Genomic DNA, 17,007 nt, shown 5'->3' with positions numbered 1-17,007 from the left:
TAAAAAGGTTTAGGGAGAAGAAGTCGGATTTGTCAATGTTATAATTTTGGAAAAATTTAAATATGGGTTAAGCTTAACTGTATCTTGTAATGCGTTAAAGAGTGCTAATTAAGTCGGATTTTTTTCATCCTATTTTTAGAGTAAAAAAGTCATTTCGTTTTTTGGATATATCATCCACAACGTTTAAATCTGTTGCAAAGATGCGAAAAAATAACAATAATAAGACCTATAAGAATTATGTCGAAAATTGTAATATAAGATTAGTATTTTTGTTTATAGTTATTTGAAACCGGAGGGATGGGAGCTCAACATATGTTACAGGAACAAACTAGATATTCTCGACTGGCGAATATCACAAAAATGATTAATACAAAGTTGGAGCTGCGCGAGGTATTGGAGCAAGTCACCGTCGCCATATCCGAGGAAATTGTCCGCTGTGATTCGGTCGGTATCTATTTGCCGCAGGAGGATGGTAATTTTAGAGGGTATGTCGGCAAGCCGGAGGTCATTAATGGTTGGACTTTGGATATGCATGTCATTGATATGAATTATGATTTACTAGCAAAAGAAGTCATTGAAACGAGAAAGACCATTTATATTCCCGATACCTCAAAGGATCATCGCCCTGATCCGAGGGCCGTTGAAGGCTTTAAAATTAAATCGTTATTAGCACTGCCAATTTCCTTTGAAGAAGAATTATTTGGACTTGTTTTTTTATTTGATTACGGGATTCCGATGAATTTAACTAAGATAGAGATTCAAGCAGTTGAGGCTTATGTCAGTATGGCAGCAGTAGCTATTCAGAATTCCCGGAATTTAATTCATAAAGAAAATCTTCTTGTTGAAAAACAGTTGCTGCTGGATGTAACGCGTGATTTATCGAGGTGTTCTTCGATGCAGGAATGTCTCGATACATGTTTTTCCTATATGGGGAGGGTTTTAAATAACGATAATATCGGTGTTCATTTATTGGATCCATTAGCCGAACAGAAAATTAAACCGGCAAAGTTAAGCAAGGGAAGCGATTGGACAGAGGAAGATTGGATCACGACACATAGTAAGTTCAAAATTGATCAAGGCAATGATGCTGTCATTCAGGAAGTAATTGAAACATTAAAACCGATCGTGATTCCTGATGTATATGCCGATCCTCGTCCAAACCATGAGCTATGCCGCAATTTCGGCATGAAGGACTTGTTTATGCTTCCGATGGTGGCTATGGGGGAAGTTTTAGGTGTGATTGCCGTTGTCAGCCTGGAAAATCAGCAGCATAGTTATACAGAAGCTCAAATCCAACTGGCCCAGTCCATTGTCGAAGCAGCTGCTGCCACATTGTCAAATCTTTTATATATGGAAAAACAAGAGCAAATTATTGAGGAAAGAACGAAGGAAATAAAAGTTAAAAATGAAGAACTAGAATATAGGGCTTATTATGATGACTTAACCGATTTGCCGAATAGAATGTTTTTAAACGAAAAACTGGCTCGGGAACTGGTAGCTGCCCAAAAAAATGGTGAAAAACTAGCTATTTTGTATTTGGATTTGGACCGGTTTAAGTTTGTCAATGATACACTTGGCCACAGCTACGGCGATATCTTGCTGCAGGAGGTTGCCAAACGGCTTAAAAGCTGTGTTCCGGAAGGAGCAATGGTGTCGCGGCTGGGCGGGGATGAATTTACGATATGTTTGCCTAATGTTAAAATGGAACAAGAAATTTTAATGGTTGTAGACTGTGTCATTGCGGCCTTTTCGAGCCCTATTAACATAAAAGACTATGAAATGTATATCAAAACAAGTATAGGGATCAGCCTTTTCCCGGATAACGGGGCGACGGCAGAAGTCTTAATCAAAAATGCCGACACGGCTATGTATAAATCGAAGGAAATATCAGGGAGCAGTTACCATTTCTTCAGTGAGGGAATGGATACAAGAACCTTTGAAAGTATCAAGCTTGAAAATGATTTATACAAAGCATTAGAACGAGAAGAGCTTATGATCTACTATCAGCCGCAAATAAACTTTAAAACGGGTAAAATTGCAGGAGTTGAAGCTCTAATTAGATGGAATCATCTCGAAAGAGGATTGATCCCGCCTGATCAATTTATCCCGCTTGCCGAGGAAACCGGATTAATTGTTCCGATCGGCGAATGGGTGTTGACTGAGGCTTGCAGACAATTAAAGGAATGGCATGATCAAGGTTTTCCTTCCATTAGTATGTCTGTCAATTTATCCGTCCGTCAATTTGAACAAAATAATCTGTTTTCAATGGTTAAAACCGTCCTTAATAAGACCGGTCTTTCACCTGAGTATCTGCATCTGGAGCTTACTGAAAATTTAATTGTTAAAAATACGGCGTTAACCTTAAAAACGATGGAGGAGTTGAAAGGTTTGGGCATCAAAATAGCCATAGATGATTTTGGTACAGGTTATTCGTCTTTGGGTTATTTGAAAAACATGCCTATTTCTACATTGAAAATTGATAAATCGTTTGTCCGGGATATGAGAAAAGATGAGGCAGCCATCACCAACACCATCATTATGTTAGCGCAAAATTTACATCTAGATGTTATTGCCGAGGGCGTCGAAACAAAGGAGCAGGCAGAGTTCCTTTCATCCCGTCAATGTGACATGATGCAAGGCTATTTTTTCAGCAGACCAGTTACAGCTGATGATATTGTGAAACAGTATTTTGTCTAAGGAGGAAGGGCCATGAAAGCAGCACGTTTAGTATTAGAATATTTAAAAAGCATGGGAGTTAAGTATGTGTTTGGTATTCCAGCAGGGTCAGTCAATGCCTTTTTTGATGAACTGCTTGATATGCCGGAAATCACACCGATTGTCACGAAACACGAAGGAGCCGCATCCTATATGGCTGCGGCTTACGCTAAATATACCAACAGCTTAAGTGTCAGCATCGGCTGCAGCGGGCCAGGGGCGACCAATCTCGTCACCGGCTCCGCCAATGCCATGCGTGAGCATATACCTGTCCTATTCTTAACGGGAGCAGTACCAGTCAATACATTCGGATTAAATGCTTCTCAAGAACTAAACGTGGAGCCGATCTTTCGCCCCGTCACCAAATATAGTGTCACCGTCAAGGATTCGAAGAACGTACTTAAAGAAGTCATCAAAGCAATGGAAATCGCCATTTCTGGCGTGCCAGGCCCTGTACATATTGCGCTGCCAATCGATATTCAGCATGGACAAGTCCCAATGGCCGAAATTCCGGCCCTGCCAAAAAGAAAACCGATCGTTCCAAACCTTGAGACCATAAAGGAAGCGGCCAAAGAGCTTATAGCAAGAGAAACCGGCTACATTTTTGTTGGACAGGGTGTCAGGCACTCAGTAGAGCCATTGCTGGAGCTGGCAGAAATGCTGGATTGGCCTATTATCGCCACTCCGCAGGCAAAGGGGTACATCCCTGAGCACCACCGCCTGATGGCAGGAGTGTTCGGATTCGCCGGTCATGAAGCGGCGTCAAAATTGATCAATGAAGGCGATGGCCAAACCCTATTGATTGTTGGTTCAAGCCTAGGTGAAACGGCAACGAATAATTATAATCAAAACTTGACAAAAAATCGCTTTACCGTACAAATGGACTTTGACCAATCTGTGTTTAACCGCAAATACGATATTGATCTACCTGTTCTCGGCGATCTCCATTTAAGTTTGATATTTTTAATTGAAGAATTAAGGGCGCTGGGCCTAGCTAGAAAGACCGCGAAAAAGGTTCTCGAAAACAATCGAGAATGGGGTGGAGATAGCAGAGAATATAACACGCAAAATGTCTTGTTGAATTTGCAAAAATATTTGCCGGCTCACACGAGGTATACAGTTGATATCGGTGAGTTTATGTCCTATGTCATTAATTATATGAAGGTACTAGAGACGGATTCGTATAATATTAATGTACATTTTGGTGCCATGGGAAGCGGGATTGGGTCCGCCATTGGCTCTAAATTGGCAGAACCTGAGCGGCCTGTTGTATGCATAACAGGTGATGGCTGCTTCTTCATGCACGGAATGGAAATCTTGACGGCAAAGGAATATAATCTTCCGATTCTGTTTGTTGTCATGAACAATTCGCGGCTGGGGATGGTCTATCATGGACATGCCTTGCAATTTAAGCGCACCCATCCTTCCTTCGAACAAGAAGCCATCAATATAAGTGCAATGGCAGCCGCGATGAATATCCCAAGCTTCCGAGTGTCTGAGCTGGATGATTTAACTGAAGATGTAATTCATAACTTAATGAATCTAAATGGTCCCGCGGTTCTTGAAGTGGCGTTAGTTGATCATAATACTCCGCCAATGGGCGACCGGGTGAAGTTTTTATCTTCTTTCGGGAAGTAGATGTTTGAGGAATGGTCATATAAGGTGAGAGGTGTTTTTGTCTCCCTTATATGACTTTTTTGTATATATTAAGAGGAATGAAGTAGGGGGTTAGAACGTGATGAAGGTACCGCCAAAGGTATATCCGTTTTAAAAACTAGTTCTATTCACCAGAAATAAACCTTCCTAATAAGTAAGTAAAAGGCTTTTAAAAAATAACTGGTTTTATTTTGAAGTACAAAAATTAAACTAGTTTTGAAAATAACAAGTTCATTCGTATGAAAAAACACCGAAAAAATAAGCGGAGATTTTTCGGTTAGATGCAGAATGGAGCCTGTTTCAGGGGATATAAGGGAAGATTTTCCGATTAAACTAGGAAAAATCACTTATTTTCGCATTTTTCTAGTCAATAGGCGGAATCTCTCCGTCTAATTTAGCCTTTATTATTAATAATTACTAATTAAGCGGAATTTTTTCCGTCTATTTACCAGATTGGGTGCTAAACCTGATTCCCAACAATCCGTGCGGACCCTCTTGATCCTAGATGCGGGAATTAATTTTTATTGGTACAGTTACTTTTTTATGTGCGATTTACCTTACCAAAAACTCGTTGCTTTTTAAAACACCTATCTATCAATAAAAGGGGTATCCACATCAGATATGATTTGATGCCCCTTTTTTAATGTTTTTTAAAAACTTGTGTTTGAAACCAGAACCCGTTATTAAAAAATGCCTTTTTATAGATGTTTGTATGAAGTTTGAATAACCTTAAGGATCGATCCCATCGTTTGCCCTTTAAAGGAATCTGGAACCGCTTCACCTGTTGGATTGGAGTAATAACAGCTTCCAACGGTTTCGTCATACTTGTAACCTATATCAGTTAATAATTGCTGCAACTCTTCGGGCAGCCCATTTAGGCCTGTCTGTTCCATGAAATAAGGGGTTGGAAAGACTTTCGCATCGACATCACCTTCACCCGTGTATACTACAAATAAATCCTGCTCATGGCGGATTACCCACTGCTCTTTTGAAAATAAAGAGATGCGTGACCCTTCTAAGGCGGAGATCGCATCCAAATTAATTCCTACAGTTTGATTGATTAGCTGGCGGATAACAGCCCCATTTATATCTTTTTCATATTTAGCAAGATGTGAATCGAGCAAACCGTTGACTGCCGTCTCTCCTAGATGACCGTCTATGATAGGAGTTGAATCTAAATCAAACTGGAAAATGGATTTTACAAACTTGATAATCTCAAAACTGGATATTTTACCTTCAAAAGAATCAACGTATCTGTCCATTAACTCAGCTTTGGGCATCTTTTTAATTTGCTCATCCAACACGGTTTCAAGGCAATTTTCCCCGATCTCTTTTCTTAATGACATGCCCACTCTGTCTATTATTTCAGAGGGGTATGTGTTTAAGCATGTTTGCTTCATTCATCAACCGCTCCCTTCATAAAATTTTCTGGTGTAATAACCTATTTTTCTTATATAACATAATGGAAAAAGAATGAGAAGAAAGTGTTTAAGCTGTTTTTATTTAATTTGCTGTTTTTATTTAAGATGCATTAGATTTGCTTTTGGAGGAGAGGGAGAAATATTCTCGGATAAGCGAAGATTACTCTCAATAAGAGAAAATACTCTCGGATAAGAGATTGTTATTCTCGGATAATTGAAGATTACTCGCGGATAAGCAAAAATTACTAGCGAATAAGCAAATTTTACTCTCGCTAGGCAAAAAAGACCGCCCCCTATTGTATTGGAAGACGGTCTCTTATTTTTTATTAGGAACATTAATGTTCCTAATAATGAACTAAACGAAGTTATTCGTCACACCGCAGGCAGTGTCAGCAGTGGCTTATTATACTCCTCTTCTTCGGAAGATAAATAATGTGCCTGCCGTAAGCAGTGATGCTCCAAATAGAAGATAGTTATAAATGTTTGTTGCCGTTTTAGGCAATGGATTCCCCTTCTTGGAAGCAGCAGTTGTTTGGGCTTGATTTGCATCCTTTGACGAAACTGATTTTTGAACTTCAACATTATAATTATTCGTATTTTGGGATGATGTTACCTTTTCAGGTGCGTTTGTGGCAGAAATTCCACTCTGGCTGCCATTATTGGCATTCTCACTGTTATTGACAGGAGGGGTTACAGTAGTGCTGCCATGGTTTCCATTATTCGAACCTTGAGATCCGCTGCCGTTATTGGCAGGAGGAGTCACTGGGTTAGTAGGCTGCCCGCTGTTCCCAGAACCTTGAGATCCATCGCCATTATTGACAGGAGGAGTCACTGGATTAGTAGGTTGCCCACTGTTCCCAGAACCTTGAGATCCATCGCCATTATTGGCAGGAGGAGTCACTGGATTAGTAGGATGCCCGCTGTTCCCAGAACCTTGAGATCCGCCGCCATTATTAGCAGGAGGCCCAGACTGTTCGTTATTCCCAGAACCTTGAGATCCGCCGCCATTATTGGCAGTGGAACCAGAATGCCCGCTGTTCCCAGAACCTTGAGATCCGCCTCCATTATTGGCAGTGGAACCAGAATGCCCGCTGTTCCCAGAACCTTGAGATCCGCCTCCATTATTAGCAGGAGGCCCAGACTGTTCGTTATTCCCAGAACCTTGAGATCCGCCGCCATTATTGGCAGTGGACCCAGATTGCCCGCTGTTCCCGGAATCAGAGTTCTCACCGCCGCTATTAGCAGGAGGGGTCACAGCACCGCCACCACTATTGTCTCCGTTGTTGGAGCCTTGAGATCCGCCTCCATTATCGGCAGGAGGATTCTTTGTGCCGCCGCCATCGCCAGAATCTGATGGAGTGTGATCGCTAAAAAGATTGGAAATAAAATTCAAGCTTAGAAAGCTCTGTATGGATGCTTTGAACGATTGTAATTCTTCATTAAAGTTAATAAGTGCCGAGTTATCTACGACAAGGTGTCCCCATTCATACTGTTTTTCAAATTTTTGATGGGGAGCATTAGCTTGAATTTGATCCAATGTGTAGTCTTGGTTAATAACATCCGCTTGTTCATTATTTACAAAAATCTCTTGAATCACTTTTACCATGCTGTTTACGGAGTCTTTCACAATCTCAATAACATTTCTAGTTGAGACGATTACGCCATTGTCTGTGGAATTCTTGGATGAGTCAGCAAGATTACTTTTCACCGCAACAGTCTGCGTACCTTCCATTTTGGCAGAACCGGAAGTAATGATACTTTCATTCTGCACTGCCGTAATGGATGTTTGCTGCTGACTGCTTGCCGATGAATCAGCTAAGGTCTGACTTTGAGAATTGCCTATTCCTGCAGCTTGCAATTGTAAAATAGCCGCTTGGTTATCTGCATTTGCTGTTTCACTTTGGCTGGCAGATGTATCAGATTTCTGGCTTTGGGAGGTATTGTCTCCAGTTGGTGTTGTTATGTCTTGAGCCTGTGTAGATGTCATGCTGGCATCCTGTTTTTGAGCTGCACTCACATTTTCAGATGACATGATCATCTGTATTTGCCCAGCCGTCAGAACGGCATTTTGACTTTGTTGGCTGCCGCCATTTTCGCTGCTTGTCGGATCTTCCTGGCAATCTCCAGTTATGGAGACCATTTGTTTTTGGCAAACAATGAAATTCGCTGTTTGATTTTGCAACGGCTCTGTGTCACCCGTTACATTCTGTGTTTGAGTCACTGCCGCATTTGCCGCTTGATTTTGAGTGCTTTGACTGGTTGGAGCAGCCGGCTGATCTTTAGAGTTCTCACTTGTCGGAGTACTTGTTTGATCGTTGGTTACCGGACTGTCTTGACCATCCGCTTGATCTTGGCTGCCCTTGCTTTCAGGTGCAGCTTGATTTTGAGTGCTTTGACTGGTCGGAGCAGCCGGCTGATCTTGAGAGTTCTCATTTGTCGGAGTACTTGTTTGATCGTTGGTTATCGGACTGTCTTGACCATCCGCTTGATCTTGGCTGCCCTTGCTTCCAGATGCAGCTGGTGATCCTTGGGTGTTCAGGCTGTCAGTAACATTTTGTTCTGAGGTGCTGCCAGAAGCTGCCTCTTGTTGAGAGGCTAAATTAGTACTGTTCTGCCCCTCATTCAGACTGCTGCCGCTTGAGGTTCCATTATTGTTATTTTGTACTGGAACTTGCTGCGCGGTTTGCAATTGTGCCCCCGAATCTGTTTCAGCGGTACCCACTGATGAAACCAGATTGCTTTCAGTTTGGACAACTGTTTTGCTTGCTTGTCCATCTAGATCTGCTGCCTTGGCGTTTATTGCATAGATACCCATTGTAGAGGTATTAAACAATAAACAGGCAAGCACGAGTTTTTTTAGCATTTTTCCCCTCCTTATTCATGCGTTATTGTGAATCATAAGTTCATTATAAAGAACGTATATATAAGATAAAATACTTAAATTTCGTCAAATTTCCTGAAAAAAAGAGAATTATTTTAAAAATAATACATATTCCTCCTATTTTCTCTGTTTTTCTCTAAAGGGAATACAATGTTCCTATTAAAGAACAACCTATTTTTTTACAATAAATGTTATTTGAAGTGGATATTTAGGCCAAAGAAACTAAAAAAAATTCTGAAAATAGAAAAGTTAAGAAAAAGTGAGATATTCTTAAATAACGAACGATTTTTGTTCTTAATTAAGAAAAAACGGACCAATTTGGCGTTTTTTTAAAAATTTCCACCGGTGTATACTCGATTTTGGGAATGCTATTTCCAAATTTTGAAAGTGGAGGATGGAAAAATGGAAAACTTCAAAAATATTAGAAACGTCCTTAACATGAAGAAAATTGTGAGTGCGGCGGTGGCAGCAGGGACTCTGCTAGGTGCAACTTCTGCTTTTGCAGCATCAGGAAAAGTAACTCAAAACCAAAATTTAAACTATGGTAATACACAGGATGCTTTAAGTCTTGGACAGCATATTTATCAACTTCAAAATAGTACAGCGGCAGTAGCTCCTACACAAACTGCAGATAATGCGAACCATTCTAAACAGAAACAGAATTTAAATGTAAGTGCAGCACAATCCCAGGTTGGTTTAGGTGCTTACATAGGTCAATTGCAGGGCGCAGGTAGCGAAACAAGCTTGGCTCAAAATGTAAACGGAAAAGATAATACACAAGGCCAAAAAACAACTGTGAAAGACTCACAGTCCCAGTTAGGAGCAGGTGTGTTAGTTGGTCAAATGCAAGGATCAGCCAATCTTGGCCAGCAAGGACAGGATGCTAAAGGCCATGGCAATGCTCAAAATGAAACAACAAAAGATAAAACGACTCAAGGTCAAGCTGGTGCAGGGATTTTAGTTGGTCAGTTACAAGGATCAGCAAACTTGAATGGCCAAAATCAATCTACTGCTGGAGCCGGAAATGGTCAGGATCAAGGCGTGAAAAATAAAACAAATCAAGGCCAGGGGGCCCTTGGGGTTCTAATTGGCCAAGTACAAGGTTCTGCTAATTTAAATAACCAAAGCCAGGATTCTGCTGGAAAAGGAAATGGCCAGACTCAATCTGCTGTAAATGGCAACAATCAAGCTCAAGGGGCATTGGGCGGATTAATTCTTCAAGTTCAAGGAGCACAAAATCAAAACAGCCAAGTTTCTGGTGCTTATGGAAAAAACAATAGCGTAGACCAAGGTACTGCCAACCACGCTGATCAAACACAACTTGGTTTAGGCTTGCTTGTTGGCCAGCTTCAAGGCTCTTCCAACTCAACAGCACAAGGCGCTGTGGCAACTGGTAAAAACAATGCTGTTGGCCAATATGCCGACAATGCTGCCGGCCAAACTCAAATTGGCGCATTCGGTGCATTACAAGCACAAGGTGCCTCAACTGATACAACACAATATGGTTCAGTAACTGGAAAAGGAAACGGCCTTGGCCAAGGTGTGGACAATGCTTCACAGCAAACGCAAGTAGGTGTTCTTGGAGCTCTTCAAGGTCAATCTTCTGATAACGGCACTCTTCAAATGGCAGATGTGACTGGAAAGAATAATGAAGCTGCACAAGGAACTGGAAATCAAACAAGCCAAACCCAAGTAGGCGGTCTTCTTGCTGCTCAAGATCAATCGTCTTCTAATGGTTCAGAACAACTAGCGCAAGTTGCCGGAAAACAAAACAGCGCTGGTCAATCTGCCACTGCTCAAACAGATCAAACGCAAGTAGGCGGCCTTGGTGTACTTCAATCACAATCCAGTGATAATAGTGCTGCACAAGGTGCTACGGTATTAGGAAAAGGAAATAGTGCTGACCAATCAGCTGCTAATCAAACAGAGCAAACTCAATTAGGCGCTCTTGGCGCAGTTCAAAGTCAAGGTACTGCCAATGATTCTACGCAAACAGCTGCAACTGTTGGCAAAAACAATTCAGCTTCTCAATCTGTAGGAAACACTGGTACACAAGTTCAAGTAGGCGGATTAGGCGTTAATCAACAACAAAGTGCCGCTTCATCTACAAATCAAGCAGCTGTATCAGTAGGTAAAAATAATACGACAAATCAAAGCGTAAGCAATAACACAACTCAAGTCCAAGCGGGTGCTGGAAGTGCTGTACAAAAACAAAGCTCTTCTAACTCAACATCCCAATCCGCTATTTCTATCGGAAAAAATAATACACAAAATCAGTCTTCAGGCTTTACGGTTGTTCAAGGACAATCAGCAAATTCTTCTAGCGCACCAGCAGCACCGCCAGCAGAATAATAAAGCAATGAACTCTCTCAGCTCCATCTAGTATATTGCTGGATGGGGCTTTTTTTGAGGGGCAAATGTTTTGCCTCTTACTATTATTGAATTGGAGGAAACGGAAGATGTTTAAAAAAATGGTTGGCTCTTTAGTAGCAGTTTCTACTTTAAGTGTTGGTCTTGGTTTAACGAATATGACCACTTATGCCGCAAGCTGGGATCAATCCTCCCTTTCGCAAAATCAAACGAGCAGCGGCAGTTGGGCCAGTTTATATCAAGCTCAAACGAAAAGTGTAACGGGTACGGATCTTCAAGTAAATGGTAGCAACAGTGATGGTCAAGGACAAACATCCTTTGTTACCGGAACTCAGCTTCAATCCGGTAAGTCCGATGGCGCTGCGACAGCCACTCAATCTGAAGGAAGAACAGTGGATGTAGGACAATCAGGTTCAGCAGGAACACAAGCTACATACGTATGTGGCTCTCCTGAACAGTCAACATCTGTTTCAAGTCCTAGCTATGTATTGCAGTCACAAACTAATACACACGCTGTTTTCCAAGCCCAAGGATCTATCAAAGGAGGTCCATCCATCCAAGGGCAAATCCTGCAAGGTCATTCCTACCAATTTTCTACCGCTATCTCTAAACCATAAAAAAACCGATTAACTGGCGCGTTAATCAGTAATTGTGGAAATAACTGTATATTAGTGTCAGGCACCGAAGTGTCATCTGGTGGTGCCTGACACCAACCATACGATTGGTTTATATCCGCGGCTCTTTTCTGGCGACACCTGATTCGTGTGCGGCTTTGATGACGGCTTCGCGGACGCGTTTTACGACTTTTTCGTTGAAGACGCTTGGGATGATGTAGGTTTCGTTTAGTTCATCGTCTGATACAACGGAGGCGATGGCCTCTGCTGCGGCTACTTTCATGGCTTCGTTAATTTCGGTGGCGCGGCAATCGAGTGCACCGCGGAAGATGCCAGGGAAGCAGAGAACGTTGTTGATCTGATTTGGGAAATCGGAACGGCCGGTTGCCATGACTCTTACATATGGCTCCGCAAGTTCAGGATCGATTTCAGGCTGTGGATTCGCCATGGCGAACACGATGGGATCTTTAGCCATTTTCTTCACATCATCCACTGATAAAATTCCTGGTGCAGATACACCGATGAATACATCAGCGCCCTCAATCACATCAGATAATGAACCTTTTAAATTATCTGGATTGGTGATATTGGCATATTCGTTCCAGTAAGGATTTTCGTATTGGGTATCGCGATGAATCGCCCCTTGCTTATCTACCCCGATGATATTGCGAACTCCGGCAGAGAGCAAAATTTTCGTACAGGCAATCCCTGCAGCGCCAATGCCGGTAAACACTACTTTAATATCTTCTTTCTTTTTATTAGTAATTCTTAGCGCATTTAAAAGACCTGCCAGAAGTACGACAGCTGTCCCATGCTGGTCATCATGGAAGACTGGAATGTCAAGCTCTTTACGCAGTCTATCTTCCACTTCAAAGCATCGTGGAGCAGAAATATCCTCTAAGTTGATCCCGCCGAATGCTGGAGCAATGGCTTTAATCGTGCGAATAATTTCTTCGGTATCTTGCGTATCCAGACAGATCGGGAAAGAATCCACATTGGCCAATTGCTTAAATAACATGGATTTTCCTTCCATTACAGGCATGGCCGCGGCTGGGCCGATATTACCTAAACCTAGAACAGCGGAACCGTCAGAAATAACGGCAACTGTATTACGTTTAATTGTCAATGTGAAGGCTTTTTCTGGTTCGTCCGCAATGGCTGTACATACATTTGCCACTCCAGGGGTATAAACCCTTGCTAAATCTTCCCGGTTTTTAATGGGAGATTTCAATGCTGTTTCAATTTTTCCGCCAAGGTGCATGAGAAAAGTCCGGTCGGAAATTTGCAGAACTTTAACACCTTTCAGCTTTGGCAGTAACTCACCCAGCAGCTCTCTTTGTCTTGTCCCGTGCACATTGATGGTAATATCGCGAATAGACTGTGTCCTGCTGGAGGAAATGACGTCGACCCCAATAATGTCACCACCGGCAGCACTGATGCAGCTGGCTATTTCACCAAAAGAGAAAACTTCTAAATCTAATTGCAGACGCATAATGATGTGTGTACTAGTCCCTTTCATAATTGACAACGATAACTCCTCCAATATTTATTTTATCCTTTAATTAGGATAAGGGATTGTTAGAATAAATCTTGTTCCTTCGCCTTCTTTTGTAAAAAGATCGATATCACCATGAAGTTTTTCCAAGCTTCGTTTCACAAGAAACAGCCCAAGTCCCCGATTGGTTCCTTTTGTTGAGAAACCTTTTGAAAAAATCTTGCTGGACATTTCTTCGTTCATCCCGGCTCCATTATCAGATACTTCTAATGAAAGCTCGTGATCGTAATAATCGAAGTGTACGGAAAGTTTCTTTTCCTCCTGCTTCATGAGAGCTTCTAAAGCGTTATCAATTAAATTACCCAAAATGGTAATTAATTCATGGGTCACTTCCGGGTTATAGGGCTCTGGCAAGATCCCTTCCCCAGTAAAAGTAAGTTCAGCACCGAACTCCCTGGCGTAGCTCATTTTCCCAAGAATGAAGCCCGCCAAAGCCGGATCCTTCACTTTGCTGACAATGTAACCGACTTCATTTTGGAGATGGCCAGATATTTGATTAATATATTCCGATAGTTTTTCATATTTTTCTAGTTGAACGAGTCCCAAAATTACATGCAACTTATTCATGAATTCATGGGATTGGGCCCTCAAGGCTTCGGCATAGAGTTTTACACCGGTAAGTTCTTCGGCCAACTGATTGATTTCTGTTTTGTCACGGAACGTGGTGATTGCTCCGACAATTTCATTTCCCATACTTATGGGTAATTGGTTAGACATCAGGGTAATGCCAGATAAATCGACTTCTTCATTGATCCTGGACATTCCTGTTTCCAGGACATCTTTCAAGCGGAGGTTCGGAATGTACTCTTCTACCGAACGGCCGACAGGGTCTTCGTTTTTTCCGGCTTCTTTAAATAGTCTCAGAGCTTCATTATTGATGAGCGTAATATGTGCATCCTGATCAACTGCCAGTATGCCTTCCTTTGTGGATTGCAGCATTGCACTGCGTTCCTCCAGTAATTTCCCAATCTCATACGGTTCCAGCCCAAACATGCTTTTTTTAATTTTCCTGGCTAAAATAACCGCACCCATTACGCCAATCAATATACCAAAAATAACAGCCAAGTAGATGACTTTTTTACTGTTTCGAACATCCTGATTTACTTTATTCAGAGAAATTCCGACGGAAACGGCGCCAATTTGTTTGCCATTGGTTGAATATACAGGGGTAAACGCTCTCAATGAGTATCCTAATGTCCCTTTAGCTGTGGAGATATGTTCGTGTCCATTTAGAACCGGCCCTTCATCTCCTCCGACAAATCGATGACCAATTTGATCTGGGTTTGGATGGGATAAACGAATCCCTTTCATATCCATGACGACAATGAATTCCACATTTGTAATCCTGGTCATTTCATTGGCGTACGATTGAATGTCGCTCTCGCCCCGCTTTCTATCAAGAGCCTCAACAATGACAGGGGAGTGGGCTGCCATTCTTGCAATGGTTAACGCTTTGTCTTCCATGTTCTTTTGCGTGCTGTTACCTACCTCATTGCTTATAAGCAGATCGGTTACTAACAAGGCTAATGCTACGACACTGCAAACCAACACGGTAATGGTTGTTTGAAGTCTGAACAGGGGCTTTTTCTTTCGCAACGTGTTCACTTCTTTCATAACCGATACTTATTCATCGGCCTGCCGACAGAGCCGTATTGGATTTCCATTTTAATGTCTCCCTTTTTCTCGAGGTACTCTAAATAACGGCGGACGGTTACCCGGGATAATCCAGTACCTGCAGCGACTTCTTCAGAAGAAAGCGGGGAAGCCTGCCCTTTTAGAAATTGCAAGATTTGTTTCAGTGTTCGGTCATTCAGCCCTTTTGGCAAGAGCTCTTCTGTGAATGGTTCGGCTTGATAAGGCCGAATTCCCGTCATCGCATCTAAATCTGCCTGTTCAAACGGACGATGATCCTTGAATTTTCTTGCCGTTTGAAGATATTTCTCCAAGGCAGATTGGAATCGTTCAAACCGGAATGGTTTGACAATGTAATCAGATACGCCCGATCGGAAGATCGTCTGGATATGCTCCGGATCGCGGTTGGCGGTAAGAAGAATCACATCAACTGGAAAGTTTTGTTCTCTGATTTTTCGCAATAATGAAAGCCCATTCATATCTGGCAAAAAATAATCCAATAAGACGAGTTCAGGATGAACCTCCTCCAATAACTCCAGTGCTTCATTGCCAGTAGATGCTTTCCCGGCCAACTCAAATCCCGAAAGCTTGGATACAAATTCAGCGTTAATTTCCATCACCATCGGATCATCCTCGACAATCACCACCCGGATTGGCTGCATGAACTCTCCCCTTTGCTTTAATACTGTAAACCATTATATCCTACTTCCGCTCATAGCACCAAAGAAACAGCCACGGACTCCGTGGCTGTTTCTCTTCAAACTAGGCTGTTTTTCCAACTGAACGAGTGACTTCTTCTGTCCCTGTAAATTCATTTTCCATTTTGGAAACAACAACTGTCGCTACTCCGTTACCGATCAGGTTTGTCAAGGCACGGGCAGTAGACATGAAGCGGTCAACACCAAGAAGTAAAGCAATTCCCTCAACTGGTACACTTGGAAATGCCGCTAATGTAGCGGCCAATGTAACAAATCCAGAACCAGTAACACCTGCTGCCCCTTTAGAGGTAAGCATTAACACACCAAGCAGTGTCGCTTCCTGACCAAAGCTTAAATGAATGCCAAAGGCCTGTGCAATAAACAGTGCCGCCATTGAAAGGTAAATAGAGGTACCATCCAGGTTGAAAGAGTACCCAGTTGGGATGACAAGGCCGACAACTGATTTAGAACAGCCATATTGTTCAAGTTTTTCGACCAATTTAGGCATAGCTGATTCGGAAGAGGAGGTTCCAAGAACAAGGAAAATTTCGTCTTTGATATAGCTGATAAATTTAAAAATATTAAAGCGATAGAATTTCGCAATTAAGCCAAGAACCACGACGACGAAAACAACCATGGCCAGTACGGTTAAACCGAATAATTTCCCGAGAGAGACAAGCGAACCAATTCCAAATTGCCCGATTGTGTAAGAGATAGCACCAAAAGCGGCAATTGGAGAGTAGTACATGATGATATTTACAATGCGAAAGAAGGTATCTGATAGTTTTTCAAATAGCTCTAGAACGGATTTCCCTTTTTCACCTAAACCAGATAAGGCAATTCCGAACAATACCGCTAAGAAAAGAATAGGCAGAAGCTGTCCGTTTACTAATGCGCCCATAAAGTTATCAGGGATGATTCCCGTGATAAAATCCATGAAACTATGGCTGCTAGCTGCTGCTTGTTTCGTAAATTGGGTAATATCGCCTTTTGCACTGTGCGCATTCACTCCTGCACCAGGCTTGAAAATAGTGGCAAAAAGGATCCCGATTGCTAACGAAACTGTGGAAATGATTTCAAAATAAAGTAAAGCTTTTCCGCCAATTCGCCCAACCTTCTTCATATCTCCCATACCTGCAATCCCGACAACAATTGTTAAGAAGATAATCGGGGCGATGACCATTTTGATCATTTTTACAAAAATGTCTGACAGAACCTTTAACTCCGCGCCTGTTTTGGGAAACAATGCACCAAAGATAATCCCTAAAATGATGGCAATCAATACTTGAGTGGTCAAGCTTTTGAATTTGATCTTCATATAACCATCCTCCTAATCTATTAAGTTTATAAAATTGTAAACCCTTTCATTCGGCATATTTGAAGTATACAAGTTTAAAGAATAGTCAGACAATATTTTGGTTATATCGTTCTTTTTGGTGATTTTGGTCACAGTGAAAATAGGGAT

The 17,007-nt window shown here is 41.9% G+C and carries 10 protein-coding genes; 4 read left to right on the top strand and 6 right to left on the bottom strand.

The window, feature by feature from the left end; genetic code table 11:
• Positions 1 to 312 precede the first annotated feature (312 nt).
• The gene (locus HPT25_RS07245) at positions 313 to 2,697 is read left to right on the top strand and encodes a sensor domain-containing phosphodiesterase (protein WP_173062026.1); all 2,385 of its coding nucleotides are present in this window, start codon (positions 313 to 315) and stop codon (positions 2,695 to 2,697) included.
• 12 nt (positions 2,698 to 2,709) lie between these two features.
• Positions 2,710 to 4,353 carry a thiamine pyrophosphate-binding protein gene (locus tag HPT25_RS07240; RefSeq protein ID WP_173062024.1) on the top strand — a complete coding sequence of 548 codons (1,644 nt, stop codon included), beginning with the start codon at positions 2,710 to 2,712 and terminating at the stop codon, positions 4,351 to 4,353.
• Positions 4,354 to 5,069: 716 nt separating this feature from the next.
• On the opposite strand, the gene HPT25_RS07235 is transcribed toward HPT25_RS07240, so the two are convergent.
• Together HPT25_RS07235 and HPT25_RS07230 are read right to left on the bottom strand one after the other, a co-directional pair.
• On the bottom strand, positions 5,070 to 5,771 hold the full coding sequence (locus tag HPT25_RS07235) for a hypothetical protein (RefSeq protein ID WP_246277158.1): 702 nt from the start codon (positions 5,769 to 5,771) through the stop codon (positions 5,070 to 5,072).
• A gap of 424 nt (positions 5,772 to 6,195) precedes the next feature.
• Entirely contained in the window at positions 6,196 to 8,655 is a 2,460-nt protein-coding gene (locus HPT25_RS07230; protein ID WP_173062022.1) for an LPxTATN C-terminal sorting signal domain, read from the bottom strand.
• A gap of 420 nt (positions 8,656 to 9,075) precedes the next feature.
• On the opposite strand from HPT25_RS07230, the gene HPT25_RS07225 reads away from it, so the two are divergent.
• Positions 9,076 to 11,025, top strand: a complete 1,950-nt coding sequence (locus tag HPT25_RS07225) for a beta strand repeat-containing protein (protein ID WP_173062020.1) — start codon at positions 9,076 to 9,078, stop codon at positions 11,023 to 11,025.
• 107 nt (positions 11,026 to 11,132) lie between these two features.
• Entirely contained in the window at positions 11,133 to 11,660 is a 528-nt protein-coding gene (locus HPT25_RS07220; RefSeq protein ID WP_173062018.1) for a hypothetical protein, read from the top strand.
• Positions 11,661 to 11,769: 109 nt separating this feature from the next.
• Here HPT25_RS07220 and HPT25_RS07215 read toward each other — a convergent pair whose 3' ends face one another.
• From HPT25_RS07215 to dctA, 4 genes are all read right to left on the bottom strand, one after another.
• Positions 11,770 to 13,185, bottom strand: a complete 1,416-nt coding sequence (locus HPT25_RS07215) for an NAD-dependent malic enzyme (protein WP_173062016.1) — start codon at positions 13,183 to 13,185, stop codon at positions 11,770 to 11,772.
• A 30-nt stretch (positions 13,186 to 13,215) separates the two neighbouring features.
• On the bottom strand, positions 13,216 to 14,808 hold the full coding sequence (dcuS, locus tag HPT25_RS07210; protein ID WP_281368171.1) for a DcuS/MalK family sensor histidine kinase: 1,593 nt from the start codon (positions 14,806 to 14,808) through the stop codon (positions 13,216 to 13,218).
• Positions 14,809 to 14,822: 14 nt separating this feature from the next.
• On the bottom strand, positions 14,823 to 15,506 hold the full coding sequence (locus HPT25_RS07205; RefSeq protein ID WP_173062012.1) for a response regulator: 684 nt from the start codon (positions 15,504 to 15,506) through the stop codon (positions 14,823 to 14,825).
• A 100-nt stretch (positions 15,507 to 15,606) separates the two neighbouring features.
• The gene (dctA, locus tag HPT25_RS07200; RefSeq protein WP_173062010.1) at positions 15,607 to 16,860 is read right to left on the bottom strand and encodes a C4-dicarboxylate transporter DctA; all 1,254 of its coding nucleotides are present in this window, start codon (positions 16,858 to 16,860) and stop codon (positions 15,607 to 15,609) included.
• Positions 16,861 to 17,007: the final 147 nt, after the last annotated feature.

This window comes from Neobacillus endophyticus, assembly GCF_013248975.1.
Classification (GTDB): domain Bacteria; phylum Bacillota; class Bacilli; order Bacillales; family Cytobacillaceae; genus Neobacillus; species Neobacillus endophyticus.
This window is presented reverse-complemented; position numbering and strand designations above follow the sequence as displayed.